Source organism: Pedobacter westerhofensis (genome assembly GCF_900182595.1).
Lineage (GTDB): Bacteria > Bacteroidota > Bacteroidia > Sphingobacteriales > Sphingobacteriaceae > Pedobacter > Pedobacter westerhofensis.
The window spans coordinates 251834-271626 of record NZ_FXTN01000003.1; the positions used below are offsets into that span (position 1 = coordinate 251834).

Sequence of the window (19793 nt, forward strand, 5' to 3'; positions counted from 1 at the left end):
TTTCTTGCGTATCAGTAGAATCAGCGGTTCATTTTATTTACCCGTATGTCCGTATCCGCCTTCGCCCCGTGCAGTATCACTCAGTTCTTCAACAGTTTCCCAACTGATAGTTTCATGTTTCGCAATCACCATCTGCGCAATCCTGTCACCATTGTTCACTACAAAATCAGTATCAGAAAGATTAACCAGCAATACCTTGATCTCTCCACGGTAATCTGCATCAATGGTTCCCGGAGAATTCACAATGCTGATGCCATGTTTATAGGCCAAGCCACTTCTCGGGCGGATCTGCGCTTCGTAGCCAACCGGCAATTCTATATGTAATCCTGTAGGGACAAGGATACGCTGCAAAGGTTTAATTACAATTTCTTCCGGTGTAAAAGCTCTCATGTCCATTCCGGCTGCGTGAGCAGTTTCATACTGAGGCAATGCCAGTCCTGATTTGTTGATAATATTAATCTTCATCTGTAATATAAGGTTTTATTAATTTATTATTTATTCTGCCAGCAATTTGCTCATTCGTTACTTCTTTCACAATTAATCAAATTTCTGCTGCCGGCTTACTTCCCTTTTGCAAGCAACACTTTTACTTCATCTTTTTCCACATAGCATATTCCTGCAAGGAACAGCAGCAGCAATCCGTTGCCGATATAGATATTTCTGTGGAACACCCAGAATGACAATACCACCAGCACCACAGAAATCAGCAGATAGGCCAGGATCCTGTTCAGCTGATAGGGAATCGGGTAATATTTTTGACCCAGCACATACGAAATCACCATCATCACGGAGTATGCCAGCATAGATACCCATGCAGAGCCCATATAGCTGTATTTTGGAATAAGAACAAGATTGAAAACAATCGTGATCACCGCACCTATCATTGAAATATACAGCCCGTATTTTGTCTGGTCAGACAACCTGTACCAGATCGAAAGGTTCATATAGATCCCCAGGCAGACATAGCCAAACAGCAGATAAGGCACTGCCGGCAGCCCAACCCAATAGGCTTTGTTCTGAATGAAATGTTTAAGCAGTTCGATATTGGCAACCAGCGCCACAAACAATAACGATAGCGCAATCACAAAATAGTGCAGTATAGTTGCATAGGTATTTCTTGCATTTGCCTGTTTCGCATGACTGAAGAAGAAAGGCTCGGCACCCAGGCGGAATGCAGTAATAAAAATACTTAAGAATATGGCAATCTTGCACACTGCACCGTAGATCCCTACCTGAACATCCGCAATTGCATCCGGAAGCAACCTGCTCAGCACAATTTTATCCAGGTTTTCATTCACTATAAAGGATAGGTTGGCCACCAGAATAGGCCAGCTGTAAGAAAGCATTTTATAGAAAAGTTCTTTATCAAACCGGAACCTGATTTGAAGGAACTCAGGCAGCAGCAGTAAAAACGTCACTGCACTTGCAATCAGGTTTGATATAAACACATAACCAACCCATCCCGGGCGGTACCATGATTCAAACCATGCACCAGCGCTCCCCTGATTGCTGATGATCAGCGGAACCACATAAATAAAAAACAGGTTAAAACCAACGAAAGTTCCTATGTTCAGGAATTTGATCAGGCTGTACTTAAACGCCTTATCATCCGCCCTCAATTTTGCAAAGGGAATTACACAAATTGCATCCAGGAACAGCAGCCATACAAAAAAGCGGATGTATTGCTGATAATCTAAAACCTGCGTTTTCTGCCCGTTGTTGATCCATGCCGCAATGGCGTCAGCAAATACATTGCCGCTGATCAGAAAGAGCAGCGCAATAAAGGCAATGCAGATAAATGAGTTATTGTAAACTTCCTGCTTTTTATCCTCATGTTTGTTCAGATAGCGGAAATAGGTGCTTTCCATCCCGAATGCAAGTACTGCATTGATCAGTGAAGCATAACTGTACAAGGTAGTGAAGATACCATATACACTGGTCGCGTACACCTTCGTAAATAGGGGTGTTAAGATAAAATTAAACAGCCTTGAAAATACGGTACTGAGACCATATACTGCCGTCTGGCCTAAAAACTTTTTGATAACTGACACTGGACCGGGTTAAAACGAATGATGAAGAGTACTATTTTTTTATAATTTCAAAATTACGATAGTTTTTCAGTTCACCGGGACTAACCTCCACGTTTTCTATCTGCGAGCGGTCCGGTCCCTCATGGCACCATTCCAAAAACACTTCCAGCAGTGTATCATCACCTTCAGCCTCTATATATAAAGTTCCGTCCTTTTCGTTTCTGATCATTCCTCTCACGCCCATTTGATCGGCCACTACTTTTGTGGTGTACCTAAAACCTACGCCCTGTACTTTACCCGTTATTTTAATCGTAATATGCTTCATAATTTATTTTTCATTGAACCGGCACAACTTCTCCTTTTCGGATAAAAAGTCCTGCCATATTTCTTCAAGTATCGTTTTTGCAGGACGGATAGCGTTCAGCATGGCCGAAACCTGGCCAATTTCCAGTTCGCCGTCTTCCATGTTGCCGTCAAACATACCTAATTTTGCTCTTCCCCGGCCTAACAATGATTTTAATGTGGATGGATCAGCCCCCTCCGCTTCTGCTGCTGCTATGGCAGCTTCCAGCGTATTTCGCAGCAACCGTACCGGGACCAGCTTCTGCAGGCGCAGCCTGGTATCCCCTTCTGCAGCCTTGATCACTTTATCTTTGAAAGCCGGATGAGCAGAAGATTCTTCGGCCACAGCAAATGCAGAGCCTACCTGTACGCCCTCAGCACCCAATGCCATCGCTGCGAGCATGCTCCTTCCTGAGGATATCCCGCCGGCTGCAATCACCGGAATACTCACATGATCAACGACCATTGGCACAAGGCACATGGTAGTGGTCTCTTCCCTACCGTTATGTCCTCCGGCTTCAAACCCTTCAGCAACGATAGCGTCTGCGCCCCATTCCTGGGCCTTCCCCGCAAACCTGGTATTGGATACCACATGCACTACAGTGATCCCCAGGTCTTTTAAAAATTCCGTCCATATTGCCGGATTACCTGCCGATGTAAATACAATCTTTACGTTTTCCTTCACAATGACATCCATGATCTTTTCAGTACCAGGATGCAATAAGGGCACATTCACCGCAAATGGTTTATCAGTAGCTTTTTTAATTTTCTGAAGATGCTCCTTCAATACCTCGGGATACATTGAGCCGGCACCGATAATTCCCAAACCACCTGCTGAGGACACAGCCGAGGCCAGTTTCCAGCCGCTGCACCAGACCATACCAGCCTGGATGATCGGATATTGAATATTGAACAATTCGGTTATTCGGTTAGACATAGGTATGATATTAAATTAAACGCTGAACCCGGCTTTCCGACGTCAGGCGCCGGCCTTCAGTCTTTGTGATCAGGTTCACACCGGGTTTCTTCCCTTTCTCAAAACTACCATATATCTTATCTTTTCCAAGAAAAAGTGCTCCATTTATCGTTGCCCAGCGCAACAATTCATCAAAAGATACTTCAGCCCTTTCCTGCAGGCTGTACATTTCTGCCAGTATGCTCAGCTGGTGATTACTCGCCAGGCTATCTGTTCCCAGCGTGAGCGTTAGCCCCGCATCCTTCAGCAGCGCGATATCCGGCAGCCTGTTCTCAATATAAAGATTTGCATTCGGACATAAGCACCAGTACAAACCCGCATGCGTTGCCGCTGCAAATTCCAGGTCAGCCTTGCTGGTAAAGGTATTGTGCACCAGCAACGTTCTGGGTGCAGCGGACAGCAGCGGAAGATAAGTTTGAAGTGATGATTTCCCCTGTGCTTCAAAAAAAGAAATATCCAGGCCCAGGAATTCATATAGTTTAAGGAAATGACCGGTCTTGCTTTCAAAAAAAGCATTCTCATCCCCTGTTTCCTGGTTATGGATAGACACCGATTCTCCGCTGATCCCGGATACGGCATTGATTTCATTAAAAAGCTCGGCCGAGACCGAATAGGGTGCATGCGGAACAATCGTTGCTTTCAGCGGCGCAAAGGCCTCCTGCGTAAGTTTCGCAGCAGCAATAATCTCCCCCGCCCTGCCGGGATTAAAACCCATGGCCTCAACAAAAGTATGGTAATAGATTTTGCTTTGCAGCTTTACGCTTTTTGAAACCGTCTGGTTGGATATATCGCCCACAGCAACTATGCCATTGGCAAACATATCTTCATCAGCACGCAGCATGGCTGTTTCAATCTCCTCCGCAGAGGAATCGCGCTGCTGTATCACCTGCTGCACAAAACCGGGTAAACCAGTGTGCATAGCGATTTTGCCCCTGAGATGTGAAAGCTCCAGGTGGCAGTGGGTATTCACCAGTCCGGGTATCAGTATACCTTCATGGTATTGTATATTTTTAATGTTTTTGGCAGCGGCCAGCTCTGCAGAAAGGACTTCTTCAACCGTACCGTCGTCATGTACTGCAATAACGCCGTTTTTCAGCGGTACAGAGCTGACAGGATAGATCCATGATGCAGAAAGATAGGAAATCATATTTTACAAATAACGGTTATTCCCAACAAAGCTGATAAAAATCGCCGCAGAATTATACCGGTATCCTTTGCAGGATCGCTTTGCATGGCATTGCGGAAGTGATCACTACATCATGCCATTTGTGCAATGGGATATCGATAAAATCCCCCTTATGGAAAGAAAATACCTTATTTTCAACAATCACATCGCAACTGCCTTCAATCACCAGCAAACGCTCATAATGTTCGTGGTGCACTTCGCCTTCTATGGCTGTTGCGCAGATCAGCATGGTGGTCATTTCTGCTGTCTGTCCAAGTAATTTAATACGCGCACCTTTAAAGTCTGCGGGGGTGATCAGGTCCTCAGGATCAAACCAGTCTGTATAATCTTCTATTTTTGAAAAATGTGTCAGCCGGGGGATTTCAGATGCAGGCCTCGGGTATTTCCGGGATTGGGGCGCACTTTTGTCAGCAGCGTTACCCTGGTGAAAGAACTTTGAAAACAGATTTTCTCTCAGCCTGGCACTTGGTTCCACAGCATTTTCAAGCGAAAAGTATTCCAGGGCCATGCTAATTTCCATGATCTCATGCGCAATCTCCGCCGGAAATTTGCTGGACATAATCAGTACTTCTGCATCTTCTTCGTCGGAAGTATCACCCAGAACATAAAGTTCCAATATTCCGGATGCTATAAATTCCTGCAGATTCTTTTTCATGCCAGCAATGAACCCTTAATTTGTTTAATTGTTTGAATCATTTTTTCTCTGAGCGCATCTACTGAAATACCTATTTTTTCTGCGGCACCGGCAAAGCTGTGCGATTCAAAATAGATTAGATGGATGGCCTCTCTGATTGTTACATCTACACCGGACGCAAAATTATCACCCTGTTCTTTCTGCATCTCCTGCAGGTAACTTTTGATATCCATGGCATAAACCAGGTCTATCTCTTCGCGTATTTCATCAGCCATCTGGTTTCTTTTTTCCGGCGGCAGGCAGGAAGCACAGTGCTTTGCAATCTTGATCATCCAGGTAAACAAACGCTCTTTGGCAGGATCGTAGTCTTTCCGCTTTGACCAGATCAGGCAAAACGCATCGTTCGTACACTCTTCAGCAAGAGCCTTATCCCCAACCATCCGGCTTAATACGCCTAAAACAGCAGGAGCATACTTGTTATACAACCTGGTATAAACCTCTTTATCACCATGCTGAAACAAGGTGACCAGGTTGTTATCCACATCATTCAGAGCAGAAGGAAGTATCATGAGCGTAATTTTTTTATAAAATTAGCAAATTACACTCAGCTTACAAAAAGTTCACAAATACTTATCAGTCAATCCGCAAAAAAGGCCTTATTAAATATTTTGATAGCATATGTGGGTATAAATTGATTACTTTGTAAAAAGAAAATCAATTAATTACGTTTATGTCTGATTCTACCACCCGATTAAATAAATACATAAGTGAAAGCGGAATGTGCTCCAGAAGAGCGGCCGACAGATATATAGAGCAGGGGAATGTATTGATTAACGGCAGGAAAGCTAAAGTTGGCGACCAGGTATATTTCGGCGACCTGGTTTCGGTTAACGGACAAAGCATTGAGCCTAAACAGGCAGAAAATTCTATTTTGCTGGCATTTAATAAACCTGTAGGGGTAACCAGTACCACCGAAGCCGGTGTGAAAAGTAATATTGTGGATTATGTAAACCACAGCGAACGCGTTTTCCCTATCGGAAGATTAGATAAAGATTCGCAGGGACTGATCTTCATGACCAACAATGGAGACCTTGTCAATAAAATCCTGCGCGCCGGAAATAACCACGAGAAAGAATATCTGGTAACGGTAGATAAACCTTTGACAGACCAGTTTATCACTAATATGGCTAAGGGCGTACCTGTGCTTGGGGTGATGACTAAAAAATGTAAAGTCATCAAAGAAAGTCCCTTCGTTTTCAGGATCATCCTGATACAGGGCCTCAACAGACAGATCCGCCGCATGTGCGAGCACTTCGGTTTCGAAGTAACTAAACTGGAGCGTGTCCGTATCATGAACATCAGCCTGAAAGGCCTTCCGGTGGGAGAATGGAGAGAACTTACTCCCGAAGAAGAAACCGATATCTATAACTTAGTAGCCAAGTCCAGCTCCGCAGCAGATAAAACACCTAAGCGCATCGTTAAAAAATCTGTAAAGGATGATGACGATCTGGTTAATGTAACCCCGAAAAGAACCGCTTCACGTGCAAGGCCTGCCGGCCCTTCAAAAGGTAAGGCACCATCACGGTCTGCTTCTCCAAGAGCGGCAGCCGCAGGCGCGTCTCCAAGAGCGTCATCAGGCAGGGCAGGAAAAGGCGAGGGCTCAGAAAGGCCTTCAAAAGCATCTGCATCAAAAGCAGGAGGATCTTCGTCGTACAAACCCGCAGGAGCGGCGGGCGACTGGAATAAAAGTGGCGGACCCAGCAGAAGACCGGTAAGGCCTTCCAATGGAAAATCCGGTGCTCCGGCTGGTAAAACCAAAAGCCCGAAAAGATAGTACCGCTGTAATTAAGCCCTTTGGCAATTTCTGCAGCCGTAGGAGATCGCAGGACAATGCCATCTGTAAGTCAACTCATTATAAATATTGGGTGGCTTACAAATTTTAGGTAACTTTGCATCAAATGCTTGCAACAATTACTAAAACTGATATCCGCTCACTGAACCTTGTCCAGCTTCAGCAACACTTCACTGAAATGAATGAGCCCGCTTACCGTGCCAAACAGGTTTACCAGTGGCTATGGGAAAAATCTGCGCGTACATTTGAGGAGATGAGCAACTTGTCCAAAGACCTCAGAAAGAAACTGGATGAAAATTATGCCATCAATGTGGTATCAGTAAATAATTCGCAGCACAGTAACGACCATACCATCAAAAGCAGTTTCCGCTTATATGACGGCAACATTGTTGAAGGTGTTCTGATTCCTATGGAAGAACGGATGACGGCCTGCGTAAGTTCGCAGGTAGGCTGCAGTTTAACCTGCAAGTTCTGCGCTACAGGTTATATGGACAGAAAACGTAACCTGAACGCAGATGAAATCTATGACCAGGTTGTCCTGATAGATGAACAGGCCAAAAAGAACTATAATGCCCCCCTTACCAATATCGTTTACATGGGAATGGGCGAGCCCCTGTTGAATTATGCCAATGTGATGAAGTCGATCGAGCGTATCACTGCTCCCGACGGCTTGAATATGTCCTACAAAAGGATTACTGTTTCTACAGCAGGCATAGCTAAAATGATCCGTAAACTGGGTGATGATGGTGCCAAGTTCAATCTTGCACTCTCCCTGCATGCAGCTGATGACAAGAAAAGGAACGAGATCATGCCGATCACTGAGCATAACTCTTTAAAAGCGCTGGCCGAAGCTTTAAAATATTATTTCGCTAAAACCAAAAACCCTGTTACCTACGAGTATATTGTTTTCAACGGTTTCAATGATGAGATCCAGGATGCGATGGACCTGGCTAAATTCTGTAAACATGTTCCCTGCAAAGTGAACCTGATTGAATATAACCCCATCCAGTTTGCAGATTTTGTTAATGCCGAAGGCGATAAAATCGATGCCTTTTCAAACTACCTGAAAAGCCAGGGCGTAAATACCAATATCAGGCGCAGCCGCGGAAAAGATATTGATGCCGCCTGCGGACAACTGGCAGTAAAGGAAGAAAGTTCAGCAAGCCTGTAAAGCCAGTTACCAATTTATTTCTGATCAGCAGTATATTGCTTGTATGCACAAGCTCAAACAATATAGTATTGATTTCTTCAATCTGATATTTCCCGATCTCTGCAACGCCTGCGGGCAGCAGCTTTATCATGGCGAGCAGCAGATTTGTACTGCCTGTCTTTATGATTTACCTTACACCGATTTTCATGTCTATGCAGAAAATGCCGTGGCTAAATTGTTCTATGGCAGGATCAGATGCCAGTGGGCCATGGCCATGCTGTATTTCAGGAAAGGAACCAAAGCGCAGCGCCTGGTACACCAGCTCAAATACCGCTCCCAGCCAGATCTTGGATTCAGATTAGGGGCGCTGCTTGGCGAAAAACTGGCGGTACAACCCGGAGAAAAGCCAGATCTGATTATTCCCGTACCTCTGCATCCCAAAAAGGAAAGAAGCCGCGGGTACAATCAAAGCAGGATGATTGCCGATGGCATATCCAGTGTATTGCATATACCTGTGGGCAGCACACAGCTTAACCGGCTGCGGGCCACCGGCACGCAAACCAAAAGAAACCGCTATGACAGGTATCAGAATATGCAATCCGTCTTCAGCCTGGCAGGTACTGCGGAACTAAGGGGAAAACATGTGCTGCTGGTTGATGACGTAATTACCACAGGGGCGACGCTCGAGGCGTGCGGACAAGTATTACTGGAGGGAGGTGTAGCAAAACTGAGTATCGCAGCGCTCGCATTTGCGGAATAGAAAACAAGCTTTTTAAACACTTCTTAAAAATTTAATAAAGTACAAAACATTTTATGAATATCTCCGTTTATATATTCGAGAGCGTTAATTTAGATGGTAAAAGGGTCGGTCATTTCTTCACAGAAAAATCGGCCCTTTATCTTTTAACCTGTTCCCGCGGGATATCCTAATGACAATTGCATTCAATTCTGGATGTATGTTATATCTGGTCAGACCGACCTGTCATATCGTATCAGTATTCTACTCTCTCAGCCGCCAAAAAACCAGAAAGGAGCTGTTTGATCTCTTCGGGATTAAATGGTTTTAGTACATGGCCATTCATACCGCATTCCTTAAATTTAAAATGATCATTTTTAAGGGTAGATGCCGTTAAGGCAATGATCGGCACTTCTTTATAGTATGGGTCGCTGATATCACGGATAATACCTGTGGTTTCAAACCCATCGATGCCCGGCATTTTGATATCCATGAATACCAGGTCGTACCGTACGCCCATGATCTTGTCAATTGCCTCATAACCATTAATGGCCGCATCGATCTCCAGCCCCCATTTGCTCAGGATACGTTTTGCAATTAAGATGTTGATCTCATTATCGTCTACCACAAGAATCTTCTTACCGATAAAAACGCTCATTTCAGGGCCGAGTACAGCCGCTAAAGATTTTTCATTTGTGGTGCTAAACTTCAGATCAAAAGAGAAGGTGGTGCCTTTTCCTTCAACACTGTCTACCCTGATCTCAGAGTTGAACATGTCCAGCAGTTTTTTGGTAATGGCCAGCCCCAGTCCTGTACCGCCATATTTTCTTGAAATATCAGTCTTCGCCTGGGTAAACGTTTCAAAAATGTAATGCTGCTTATCCTTTGGTATCCCTATTCCGTTATCCTCTACTTCAAACCTGATCACAGATTCCTTGTCAGTTTCTTCCAGCAGTTTGATCCTTAGCTGTACCAGTCCGTTATCCGTAAATTTAATGGCATTCCCTAAAAAGTTCATCAGGATCTGATACAGGCGGTTCTTATCCCCGGATACCTGTGCGGGTATATCAGGATCAAGTACAAGCGTCAGCTGGTTGTTGTTCTTCTTCACATTTACCTGTAAAGAATTGATAATATCATTCGCCAAAGTCTTCAGGCTGAAAGGGAAGATCTCCAGCTCCATCTTTCCCGTTTCTATCTTGGTAAAGTCCAGGATGTCATTGATAATATGGAGCAGGTTTTCACCAGAGAATTTCAGGATATTAAGGTCATCAATCTGTGAAATTTTCGGGTCGTTATCCAGCAGAAGGTGCGTCATGCCGATCACGGCATTTAAAGGTGTGCGGATCTCATGGCTCATCACCGAAAGGAACATTTCTTTAGCCTGACTAAGCTTCAGGGCCTGTTCTTTGGCTTCAATCATTCCTTTCTCCACCTGCTTGCGCTGGGTGATATCAGAAATAAGGTCAATCTGCCGGTCAACCATGCCCCTGCTGTTTAAAATCGGGGTATTGGAGATGGAAAACCATATTGGCGTACCGTCCTTCTTTTCACCAAGTACTTCTATACTGTAGGATTGATTATTTTTACTTTTAATACGGGAGTTTTGTATCAGCTCCTGGTCATGGAAATTGGGCGACATGATATTTCCCATCTGGTGGCCACGCAACTCTTTAAGGGTGTAGCCTGTCATTCTTTCGAGCGACTTATTCACCCAGGTGGTTCTTCCTTCCTTATCCTGGATGCTCACCCCCGTATCGGTTTTACTCGCTACCAGTGAGAGTACCATCAGTTCTTCTTCCGCCTTTTTCTTATCTGTGATGTCAATGATGATCTCTATTTCGGCATCTACATTTCCCTCTTCATCAAGTACGACGGTATTATATACAGAAAGCCAGATTTCCCGCCTGTCCTTTCGGTAGGCCAGCATATCTATGGTAAACGACTGCCGTTTTTTTGTCAGCCGCCTTACCTCATCAAGCAGTTCCATGTCTGTTTTAGGGCCTATGATCAGGTCTCCCAGGCGTTTCCCCTTCACATCTTCCAGCGTAAACCCGGTGATTTTTTCAAAAGCCGCATTTACCCAGGTCACCAGGTTATTTGCATCATTGATCACCACTGCGTTGTTGATCTTACTGGCTACAAACGACAGTTTCATGCGGTCGTTTTCCAGTTTTTTATTCTCCGCTGCGCGAATGGCATTTGCGGCGATTTCCTGATCTTTTTTCTTCAGCGTCAGGTGCACCATCACTTCCTTGGCCAGGTTCCGGAGAATATCCTTCTGGTGTTCAGAGAGCGCATTCGGTTTGATGTCGGCCACACAAAGTGTGCCCAGTGCAAAGCCATCATCATCAATCAGGGGAGTACCGGCGTAATAGCGGATACAGGGTGCATCCGTTACAATTTTGTAGTGTTTAAACCTGCTGTGCTGCAAGGCATCGCATACCTCCATCACATCAGTGCCCCCAATCGCGTGCTCACAAAATGATTCATCACGGGGCATCTCCGTATCGTCCAGTCCGATAGAAGATTTAAACCATTGCCTTTTCTCATCAATAAGAGAGATAAAGGCAATGGGCATATTAAATATCTGTGTGACCAGTTTAACCAGGTTATCAAAACTATGTTCTGCAGGGGTATCCAGGATGTGATAAGCATTTAAGGCACTTAACCTGTCCTGCTCAATTGATGTCAACACTTCCGGATCTTCCTGCATAGTTAATTAACCCTTTAATTTTTATTTATATAACGGGAAACGCGCAACCAGGGCAGTTACCTGTTTCTTTACAGCAGCCAGATGAGCTTCATCCTCAGGGTTTGTCAACACCTGGTCTATTAAGTCAACGATTTGTGCCATATCTTCTTCTTTCAGTCCTCTGGTCGTAATTGCAGCAGTTCCAACACGAATTCCAGATGTCACAAATGGTGATTTATCATCAAAAGGCACCATGTTTTTATTCACCGTAATATCGGCTTTTCCAAGCGCATTTTCAGCAACTTTTCCGGTAATATTTTTATTTCTCAGGTCAATCAGCATCATGTGGTTGTCAGTTCCGCCAGAAATGATCCCATAACCCTTAGCTACAAATGCTTTAGCCATCGCCTGTGCATTTACCTGTACCTGTTTGATATATACTAAATACTCGTCGCTCAGTGCTTCACCAAATGCGATAGCCTTTGCAGCGATGATATGTTCCAATGGCCCACCCTGAGTTCCCGGGAATACGGCCATATCCAATACAGATGACATCATGCGGGTTTCTCCTTTAGGAGTTTTCAAACCGAAAGGATTTTCAAAATCCTTGCCCATCATGATCATTCCTCCACGGGGGCCGCGAAGTGTTTTATGCGTAGTAGTGGTAACAATATGGCAATGCGGAAGCGGGTTTGCCAGTAATCCTTTGGCAATAAATCCGGCAGGGTGAGAGATATCAGCCAGTACCAAAGCACCAATTTTATCAGCTACACTGCGGATAAAAGCATAGTCCCATTCTCTTGAATAGGCAGACGCACCACAGATAATTAATTTTGGACGTTCTGCCAGCGCTACTTCTTCAAGTTTTGCATAGTCAATACGTCCGTCTTCTTTACCAACACCATAAAAAAGCGGCTGGTACAATTTTCCTGAAAAGTTAACCGGAGAACCGTGAGTAAGGTGACCGCCATGTGATAGATCAAATCCAAGAATCTTATCACCAGCCTGTAACACGCCAAGCATTACCGCAGCATTTGCCTGTGCACCAGAGTGAGGCTGTACGTTTACCCATGCAGCGCCAAATAATTTTTTCGCACGCTCAATAGCAATCGTCTCAATATCATCAACTACCTCGCAGCCACCATAATAACGTTTGCCCGGTAAGCCTTCTGCATATTTGTTGGTTAACACTGAGCCAGCAGCTTCCATTACCTGTCTGCTTACGAAGTTCTCTGAAGCGATCAGCTCAAGGCCATTCTCCTGACGATCCAATTCCTTGTCAATCAAATCAAAGATTAAAGTATCTCTTTCCATTTATTAAAATATAATTTTTGTAAAAATAATGATTTCCGGCTGAATTTAAGGGCTTAATTATGTCATCCTCTAAACACGTTTCCGGCCAATTGATGTAATGACTAATATTTCGCGGTTTTATTAACTAAAATCACGTACTTTGTATATTGTTGTCTACTAATAACTGCATGGAAAATTTTACCACTCCATTACTACCGAACATAAATTACCCTGCTGATTTAAAGCAGTATAAAGAAGATGATCTGGAGCAGATCAGCCAGGAATTACGTCAGTATATCATTGATGTAGTGAGCGTTAATGGCGGTCACTTTGCCTCAAGCCTTGGTGTAGTGGAACTTACCGTTGCTTTACATTACGTACTCAATACCCCTTATGATAAGCTGGTTTGGGATGTGGGCCACCAGGCCTATGGACATAAAATCCTTACCGGCAGAAAATCCGTTTTCCATACCAACCGTGTACTTCATGGTATCAGTGGTTTCCCCAAGATCAGCGAAAGTGAATATGACACCTTCGGTGTAGGCCACTCTTCCACTTCCATCTCCGCAGCCCTGGGCATGGCCGTAGCCTCTCATTACAAGGGAGAAAACGACCGCCAGCACGTAGCTGTAATCGGGGACGGCTCCATGACGGCAGGACTCGCATTCGAAGGACTTAACCACGCGGGAATCGAAAACTCAAACCTGCTGGTGATCCTCAACGACAATTGTATGTCGATCGATCCCAACGTGGGCGCATTAAAAGAATACCTCACCAGCATTACAATCTCTAAATCTTACAATCGCTTCCGCGATGATATATCAAGCGTACTGATCAAGCTTTCGGAGTTAGGCCCTAATGCCCATACTTTTGTTAAAAAGATTGAAAAAAGTATCAAAGGAACGCTGCTTAAACAAAGCAATCTGTTCGAAGCCCTCAATTTCAGATATTTTGGCCCTGTTGATGGCCATGATGTCAAAAAACTGGCAGCGATACTTAAAGACCTGAAAGATATTCCCGGCCCTAAGCTGCTGCATTGCATCACCGTAAAGGGAAAAGGCTTTGCACTGGCAGAAAAAGACCAGACCAAATGGCATTCGCCCGGCCTGTTTGATAAAATGACCGGTGAAATCAAGAAGTCTGTAGTGGATAAACCGCAGCCGCCAAAATATCAGGATGTTTTTGGACATACCCTGGTAGAACTTGCCGAAAGCAATAAAAACATTTTAGGAATTACCCCTGCCATGCCTTCAGGATCTTCCATGAATATCATGATGAAGGCTATGCCCGATCGTGCATTCGACGTAGGTATTGCAGAACAGCATGCCGTTACGTTCTCTGCCGGGCTCGCCACACAGGGGCTTGTTCCTTTTTGCAATATCTATTCCAGCTTTATGCAGCGTGCCTATGATCAGGTGATCCACGATGTGGCCATCCAGAACCTCAACGTTGTATTCTGTCTGGACCGTGCGGGCGTTGCCGGTGCCGATGGTGCTACCCACCATGGTGCGTACGACCTTGCCTACATGCGCTGCATCCCTAACATGACCGTTGCCGCACCAATGAACGAGGAAGAACTCAGGAACCTGATGTACACTGCCCAGCTCAAAGATGCCGGCCCTTTTTCTATCCGTTACCCAAGGGGATCGGGTGTGATGGTAGACTGGAAACGTCCTTTCAAAGCTATTGTGATCGGTAAAGGCCGGAAAATATGCGATGGCGAAGACGTAGCCATTCTTACGATCGGCCATGTAGGAAACTTTGCCGTCGAGGCCTGTAAAGAACTCAATGCCGAAGGCATTCATCCTGCACACTACGACATCCGTTTTGTAAAACCTCTGGATGAGGCCCTGCTCCACGATGTATTCAAACGCTATCAAAAGATTGTTACCGTAGAAGACGGCTGCCTGCAAGGCGGAATGGGTTCTGCAGTACTTGAATTTATGGCAGATCATAACTACCAGGCCAGCGTGATCCGCCTGGGCATGCCAGACGAAGTAGTAGAACACGGCGAGCAGGCAGAACTGTGGGATATCTGCGGATACGATAAAAACGGTATCATCGAAACCGTTAGGAAGATTGCTGTCAGCAGGACTACTGCAACGATTGCTTCTTAAGTTTTTATTCAGGTTTTGATGGTTGCGTAGGTTGGCAATGCTCGCTCTCTGTTGCAGGCATTTATAGATCTTCCCATTGCAAATTTTTAGCTTATATCCCCAGATTGGTGAGTTCGCTTCATTTTCTGCGGTAAACTTTTTCAAAATACTGGCCTGCGAGCCAAATTAAGACTTCACAAATAAGATTAATTATTAATCTTTAAGAATATATTTATTTTATAATGCAACTTATTAATTATATTTGCCTTGTAATTTAAATCATATGTTAACCGACGTCAGAAGATATGTCAACCCCTTGTTGGATCACGGTTTTAAAAAGTTGTTTGGTCAGGAGTCGAATAAACGATTTCTGATTGCTTTTCTAAATGAAATACTTCCAAAAGACAAACAGATCGCAGACCTTAAATACAGCAATCCTGAAAATCAGGGAGAATCACAAAATAAACGTATAGTTATATTTGATCTTTTATGTCATGGCAGGGACGGTGAGGTTTTCCTCATAGAAATACAGCAGGTAAAGCAGGACTATTTTAAAGACCGTGCTGTATATTATGCTGCCCGTCAGATCAGCAGTCAATCAGAGAAGGGCAGGAAATGGCAATATGGTTACAAAGCGGTGCATGTAATTGCTATCCTTGGAAAGTTCACATTGGAGGGCAAGTCTTCAAAAAAGTACCTACACGACATCGCTCTCCGAGACCGCAACAGCAGCAAACAATTTTACGACAAAATTCGTTTTGTGTTTATAGAATTACTTAACTTTACTAAAAGTGAAAAAGAACTGGAAACAGGACTGGATAAATGGCTCTTTGCACTAAAACATATGAGCCAGCTCAGTGACATTCCAGAGACCTTCACTGAAGAGATATTTAAAGAGTTTTTTAAAACCGCAGAAATTCTAACAGACATGGAAAGAACGCAAGAAGAAATCCAGCAAAAGATTGAGTGGGATCATTACGCTATCCTTCAAACTGCAAAAAGAGAAGGTTTGAAAGAAGGTTTGAAAGAAGGCGTGTACAATGTTGGCCGTAATTTAAAAAATCAAGGTTTTACTACAGAAACAATCAAAGCTGCCACAAATTTGTCTATTGCAGAGATCAAAAAACTTTAAGTGTAAACTACATACTATGGAAAGATCACCAGAAGAAATCCAGCAAAGATTGAGTGGGATCACTACGCTATCCTTCAAACTGCAAAAAGAGAAGGTTTGAAAGAAGGTTTGAAAGAAGGATTAAGAGAAAGTTTAAAAGAAGGCGTGTACAATGTTGCCCGTAATTTAAAAAATCAAGGTTTTAATACAGAAACAATCATAGCTGGCACAAATTTGTCTACTGCAGAGATCAAAAAACTTTAAGTGTAAACTACATACTATGGAAAGATCACCAGAAGAAATCCAGCAAAAGATTGAGTGGGATCACTACGCTATCCTTCAAACTGCAAAAAGAGAAGGTTTGAGAGCAGGCGTGTACAATGTTGCCCGTAATTTAAAAAATCAAGGTTTTACTACAGAAACAATCAAAGCTGCCACAAATTTGTCTATTGCAGAGATCAAAAAACTTTAAGTGTAAACTACATACTATGGAAAGATCAACAGAAGAAATCCAGCAAAAAATTGAGTGGGATCACTACGCTATCCTTCAAACTGCAAGAAGAGAAGGTTTGAGACAAGGTTTGAAAGAAGGTTTAAAAGAGGGCGTGTACAATGTTGCCCGTAATTTAAAAAATCAAGGTTTTACTACAGAAACAATTAAAGCTGCCACAAATTTGTCTATTGCAGAGATCAAAAAACTTTAATGTAAACTACATACTATCGAAAGATCACCAGCAGAAATCCAGCAAAAGATTGAGTGGTATCAATATCAATAAGAAATGGAGGTGTGGTTTTGCTGCTTTCTGCTGCTGCAACGCACCAGAAAGCGCCAAAATTACACCTCTATTTCTTATCAGTTATTCTACAGTAACACTCTTCGCCAGATTCCTCGGCTGATCCACATTGCAACCTCTCAGCAGCGCAATATGATAAGCTAATAACTGCAGCGGGATCGTAGCAAGCAATGGCAAGAACGCCTCACTTGCGTCAGGGATCTCGATGCAATAATCCACCATGCTGCGCACCTCAGTATCACCTTCAGTAACAATCGCCAGCACAATACCCTTCCTTGCTTTCACTTCCTGGATATTGCTGATCACCTTCTCATAAGAAGAATTCTTTGTGGCAATCACCACTACCGGCATCTCCTCATCAATCAGTGCGATAGGGCCGTGCTTCATCTCTGCTGCCGGATAACCTTCAGCATGGATATAAGAGATCTCCTTCAGTTTCAACGCCCCTTCCAAAGCTACAGGGAAACCACTTCCCCTGCCCAGGAACAAACAGTTACGTGAATCCTTAAACTTATGTGCAATCTTTTCGATCAGCGCATTTGATTCCAGCGCCTTTTCAATTTTTTCTGGAATATGATCCAGTTCGGTTAACAATTCCACCAGCTTCGCCTGGGTGAGCGTGCCCTTTTGCTGCGCCATGTAAAATGCCATAAGCGTCAGCACCGTTACCTGCGCGGTAAAAGCCTTGGTTGAAGCCACACCGATCTCAGGTCCTGCATGCGTATACACGCCCGCATGTGTTAAGCGCGGGATAGAAGCCCCTACCACATTGCACACACCAAAAATCGTAGCGCCCCGTTCTTTTGCCATCTGGATTGCTGCCATGGTATCGGCGGTTTCGCCCGACTGAGAAATGGCTATTACAATATCTTTTTCCGTAATGATCGGGTTCCTGTAACGGAATTCCGACGCGTATTCAACTTCAACCGGGATCCTTGCATATTCCTCGATCAAGTACTCTCCCACGAGCCCCGCATGCCACGAAGTACCGCAGGCCACAATGATGATCCTGTCAATATTTTTCAGCTTGTCTGCGTACTCCTTGATCCCGCCCAGTTGTACACGCCCTTCATTAGCATAAATACGCCCTCTGAGGCAGTCGCGGATAGACCGTGTCTGTTCAAAGATCTCCTTCAGCATAAAATGCTCATATCCGCCTTTCTCCAGCATCTCCAGTTTCAGCTCCAGTTCCTGGATATAGGGAGTTTGCACTACGTTATCCAGGCGTTTGATCACCAGCTCGTCCCGTTTCACCAGGGCAATCTCATTGTCATTCAGATAGATCACGTTTTTTGTATATTCGATGATCGGAGTAGCATCAGATGCAATAAAGTACTCCCCGGTACCCACACCAATCACCAGCGGACTACCCTTACGGGCTACAATCAGCTCATTTGGCTGCTCTTCATCCATCACCACAATCGCATAGGCACCGCTTACCTGGTGTAAAGCCAGACGAACAGCTTCCAGCAGGTCAACATTCTCTTTTTTATAGATTTCCTCGATCAGATGGATCAGGACTTCGGTATCCGTATCACTGTTAAAAACGTGGCCTCTCGAAGCCAGCTCTTCCTTTAAAACAGCATAATTTTCGATGATTCCATTATGAATGATCGTTAGCCGGCCATCATTGGAAGTATGCGGATGCGAGTTCCTGTCAGAAGGGATCCCATGCGTAGCCCAGCGGGTATGTCCCATACCAATGGTGCCCGACAAGTTTTTGCCTGCACTAAAATTCTCAAGTTCCTGAACTTTGCCAACTTTCTTATAGATATTTAATCCATGATCATTGATCAGCGAAATTCCGGCACTGTCATAGCCCCGGTATTCTAATCTTTTTAAGCCCTTAAGGACGATTGGCCAGGCTTCTCTATGCCCGATATAACCTACTATTCCACACATTTTATATTTGAATTTAAAATGTAAAACTAGCGAATTACACCTTAATTCCAAGGAGACAGAACTCCCGATTTAACTCAGACACCCGGTTAATTAGCTAGACGAATGCAGATTCACAGCGATTTCAGCATTATTTTTTCACCAAAATCAATAAGCGGATAACAATAAGCAAGCCGCTAAAGTATTATAAAACGTTTTAGCTCAGGAAAAGAATTAAGCATTTGCAATACGGCAGCGTCCTGTAAAAAAAGGAAAGAATTAAAACAAAAAAATCGTAAAAGAGCTAACTTTTACGATTCTTTTTCACGTATGCAGATGTGAACCCGGAAAAGCTTAAGAAGACTTCCAGTCCCCAAGCAGGCGCCTGATCACGATGATCTCCCCCACATGATAGGAATTATGATCCGCAAGCAGCAAAGCTTCACGGAATAAGCTTTGTCCGTCACCATGTTCAAAAGGTTCGTACAGATCCCTGCTTTCATCTTTCAGTAAATCCAGAAAACTTTTCCGGTCTTTCCTGAACCCTGCGATAGTAGCTTCCCATTGTTCCCTGGTTACCTCGGGCCCAACTTCAGGCCAGTATTCGTCGGGCCATTTAGGAGATTTGTGATCTGGTCCCAGAGAAAACTCCAGGATATCCCATTGTGTGATCCTCAGGTGTTCTGCCATATGCCAGACACCATAGGGCAGGCCGTCCGGGACCACCCCAATCAGATCCATATTGACTCCATTTACAGCATCTTCAAAAGAAGCATGCGCATTACCTTTTTCAATCAGAGCGGTCAGCTCTTCAACTATAAATTTTCTGTTGTCGTTACTCATACCCTAAAATTTAACTTATAAGCGGTTATTTCTTCTTGTCACTGGTTCTTATACGTTTAAGCCATGTTTATTGATCCTTGTGATTATTCATCGCTCTATTGTATTGGTCAGCTGAGTTATTGCTGCAAACTTTGATTGCAGGCTATCTTTTCTTTTGAGCCAGATTTCCCATCCCAA

19 protein-coding genes are annotated in these 19793 nt (G+C 44.1%); 8 read left to right on the forward strand and 11 right to left on the reverse strand.

Going from position 1 to position 19793, the window contains the following annotated elements:
- Window positions 1–33: 33 nt before the first annotated feature.
- The 7 genes from dut to FN831_RS06510 form a co-directional block, all read right to left on the reverse strand.
- On the reverse strand, window positions 34–465 hold the full coding sequence (gene dut / locus FN831_RS06480; RefSeq protein WP_142527396.1) for a dUTP diphosphatase: 432 nt from the start codon (window positions 463–465) through the stop codon (window positions 34–36).
- A gap of 95 nt (window positions 466–560) precedes the next feature.
- Entirely contained in the window at window positions 561–2051 is a 1491-nt protein-coding gene (locus tag FN831_RS06485; RefSeq protein WP_142527397.1) for a lipopolysaccharide biosynthesis protein, read from the reverse strand.
- A gap of 31 nt (window positions 2052–2082) precedes the next feature.
- Entirely contained in the window at window positions 2083–2355 is a 273-nt protein-coding gene (locus FN831_RS06490) for an acylphosphatase (protein ID WP_142527398.1), read from the reverse strand.
- Window positions 2356–2358: 3 nt separating this feature from the next.
- Window positions 2359–3309, reverse strand: a complete 951-nt coding sequence (locus FN831_RS06495) for an NAD(P)H-dependent flavin oxidoreductase (RefSeq protein WP_142527399.1) — start codon at window positions 3307–3309, stop codon at window positions 2359–2361.
- 10 nt (window positions 3310–3319) lie between these two features.
- The gene (locus FN831_RS06500; protein ID WP_142527400.1) at window positions 3320–4495 is read right to left on the reverse strand and encodes an amidohydrolase family protein; all 1176 of its coding nucleotides are present in this window, start codon (window positions 4493–4495) and stop codon (window positions 3320–3322) included.
- A 52-nt stretch (window positions 4496–4547) separates the two neighbouring features.
- Window positions 4548–5189 carry a cupin domain-containing protein gene (locus FN831_RS06505; RefSeq protein ID WP_142527401.1) on the reverse strand — a complete coding sequence of 214 codons (642 nt, stop codon included), beginning with the start codon at window positions 5187–5189 and terminating at the stop codon, window positions 4548–4550.
- On the reverse strand, window positions 5186–5737 hold the full coding sequence (locus tag FN831_RS06510) for an RNA polymerase sigma factor (RefSeq protein WP_142527402.1): 552 nt from the start codon (window positions 5735–5737) through the stop codon (window positions 5186–5188). Before FN831_RS06510 ends, FN831_RS06505 begins: the two co-directional genes overlap by 4 nt.
- 161 nt (window positions 5738–5898) lie before the next feature.
- On the opposite strand from FN831_RS06510, the gene rluF reads away from it, so the two are divergent.
- The 3 genes from rluF (at window position 5899) to FN831_RS06525 (ending at window position 8930) form a co-directional block, all read left to right on the forward strand.
- Window positions 5899–7002 carry a 23S rRNA pseudouridine(2604) synthase RluF gene (gene rluF / locus FN831_RS06515; RefSeq protein WP_142527403.1) on the forward strand — a complete coding sequence of 368 codons (1104 nt, stop codon included), beginning with the start codon at window positions 5899–5901 and terminating at the stop codon, window positions 7000–7002.
- A 124-nt stretch (window positions 7003–7126) separates the two neighbouring features.
- Entirely contained in the window at window positions 7127–8191 is a 1065-nt protein-coding gene (gene rlmN / locus FN831_RS06520) for a 23S rRNA (adenine(2503)-C(2))-methyltransferase RlmN (protein WP_142527404.1), read from the forward strand.
- 43 nt (window positions 8192–8234) lie between these two features.
- Window positions 8235–8930 carry a ComF family protein gene (locus FN831_RS06525; protein ID WP_142527405.1) on the forward strand — a complete coding sequence of 232 codons (696 nt, stop codon included), beginning with the start codon at window positions 8235–8237 and terminating at the stop codon, window positions 8928–8930.
- Between the two features lie 232 nt (window positions 8931–9162).
- On the opposite strand, the gene FN831_RS06530 is transcribed toward FN831_RS06525, so the two are convergent.
- Complete coding sequence (locus FN831_RS06530; RefSeq protein WP_142527406.1) at window positions 9163–11622, reverse strand: PAS domain S-box protein; 2460 nt, start codon at window positions 11620–11622, stop codon at window positions 9163–9165.
- Window positions 11623–11643: 21 nt separating this feature from the next.
- A complete protein-coding gene (gene glyA, locus FN831_RS06535) occupies window positions 11644–12915 on the reverse strand; it encodes a serine hydroxymethyltransferase (RefSeq protein ID WP_142527407.1) in 1272 nt (423 codons plus the stop codon).
- 167 nt (window positions 12916–13082) lie between these two features.
- Here glyA and dxs point away from each other — a divergent pair, with 167 nt between their 5' ends.
- From dxs to FN831_RS06560, 5 genes are all read left to right on the forward strand, one after another.
- Window positions 13083–15011, forward strand: coding sequence for a 1-deoxy-D-xylulose-5-phosphate synthase (gene dxs / locus FN831_RS06540; RefSeq protein WP_142527408.1), 1929 nt, complete (start codon window positions 13083–13085; stop codon window positions 15009–15011).
- 262 nt (window positions 15012–15273) lie between these two features.
- Complete coding sequence (locus FN831_RS06545) at window positions 15274–16122, forward strand: Rpn family recombination-promoting nuclease/putative transposase (protein WP_142527409.1); 849 nt, start codon at window positions 15274–15276, stop codon at window positions 16120–16122.
- A gap of 96 nt (window positions 16123–16218) precedes the next feature.
- Window positions 16219–16365: a hypothetical protein gene (locus FN831_RS06550; protein ID WP_221931289.1), complete on the forward strand. Its 147-nt coding sequence runs from the start codon at window positions 16219–16221 to the stop codon at window positions 16363–16365.
- A 16-nt stretch (window positions 16366–16381) separates the two neighbouring features.
- Window positions 16382–16573, forward strand: a complete 192-nt coding sequence (locus FN831_RS06555) for a hypothetical protein (RefSeq protein WP_142527411.1) — start codon at window positions 16382–16384, stop codon at window positions 16571–16573.
- A 16-nt stretch (window positions 16574–16589) separates the two neighbouring features.
- Complete coding sequence (locus FN831_RS06560; protein WP_221931290.1) at window positions 16590–16805, forward strand: RpnC/YadD family protein; 216 nt, start codon at window positions 16590–16592, stop codon at window positions 16803–16805.
- Between the two features lie 153 nt (window positions 16806–16958).
- Here FN831_RS06560 and glmS read toward each other — a convergent pair whose 3' ends face one another.
- A complete protein-coding gene (gene glmS / locus FN831_RS06565; protein WP_142527412.1) occupies window positions 16959–18797 on the reverse strand; it encodes a glutamine--fructose-6-phosphate transaminase (isomerizing) in 1839 nt (612 codons plus the stop codon).
- Between the two features lie 330 nt (window positions 18798–19127).
- Entirely contained in the window at window positions 19128–19616 is a 489-nt protein-coding gene (locus FN831_RS06570) for a DinB family protein (RefSeq protein ID WP_142527413.1), read from the reverse strand.
- Window positions 19617–19793: the final 177 nt, after the last annotated feature.

Coding starts and splice junctions, on each gene's coding strand:
- dut (WP_142527396.1), bottom strand. CDS start 465: ATGAAGATTAATATTATCAACAAATCAGGACTGGCATTGCCTCAGTAT.
- FN831_RS06490 (WP_142527398.1), bottom strand. CDS start 2,355: ATGAAGCATATTACGATTAAAATAACGGGTAAAGTACAGGGCGTAGGT.
- FN831_RS06495 (WP_142527399.1), bottom strand. CDS start 3,309: ATGTCTAACCGAATAACCGAATTGTTCAATATTCAATATCCGATCATC.
- FN831_RS06500 (WP_142527400.1), bottom strand. CDS start 4,495: ATGATTTCCTATCTTTCTGCATCATGGATCTATCCTGTCAGCTCTGTA.
- FN831_RS06505 (WP_142527401.1), bottom strand. CDS start 5,189: ATGAAAAAGAATCTGCAGGAATTTATAGCATCCGGAATATTGGAACTT.
- FN831_RS06510 (WP_142527402.1), bottom strand. CDS start 5,737: ATGATACTTCCTTCTGCTCTGAATGATGTGGATAACAACCTGGTCACC.
- rluF (WP_142527403.1), top strand. CDS start 5,899: ATGTCTGATTCTACCACCCGATTAAATAAATACATAAGTGAAAGCGGA.
- rlmN (WP_142527404.1), top strand. CDS start 7,127: ATGCTTGCAACAATTACTAAAACTGATATCCGCTCACTGAACCTTGTC.
- FN831_RS06525 (WP_142527405.1), top strand. CDS start 8,235: ATGCACAAGCTCAAACAATATAGTATTGATTTCTTCAATCTGATATTT.
- FN831_RS06530 (WP_142527406.1), bottom strand. CDS start 11,622: ATGCAGGAAGATCCGGAAGTGTTGACATCAATTGAGCAGGACAGGTTA.
- glyA (WP_142527407.1), bottom strand. CDS start 12,915: ATGGAAAGAGATACTTTAATCTTTGATTTGATTGACAAGGAATTGGAT.
- dxs (WP_142527408.1), top strand. CDS start 13,083: ATGGAAAATTTTACCACTCCATTACTACCGAACATAAATTACCCTGCT.
- FN831_RS06545 (WP_142527409.1), top strand. CDS start 15,274: ATGTTAACCGACGTCAGAAGATATGTCAACCCCTTGTTGGATCACGGT.
- FN831_RS06555 (WP_142527411.1), top strand. CDS start 16,382: ATGGAAAGATCACCAGAAGAAATCCAGCAAAAGATTGAGTGGGATCAC.
- FN831_RS06560 (WP_221931290.1), top strand. CDS start 16,590: ATGGAAAGATCAACAGAAGAAATCCAGCAAAAAATTGAGTGGGATCAC.
- glmS (WP_142527412.1), bottom strand. CDS start 18,797: ATGTGTGGAATAGTAGGTTATATCGGGCATAGAGAAGCCTGGCCAATC.
- FN831_RS06570 (WP_142527413.1), bottom strand. CDS start 19,616: ATGAGTAACGACAACAGAAAATTTATAGTTGAAGAGCTGACCGCTCTG.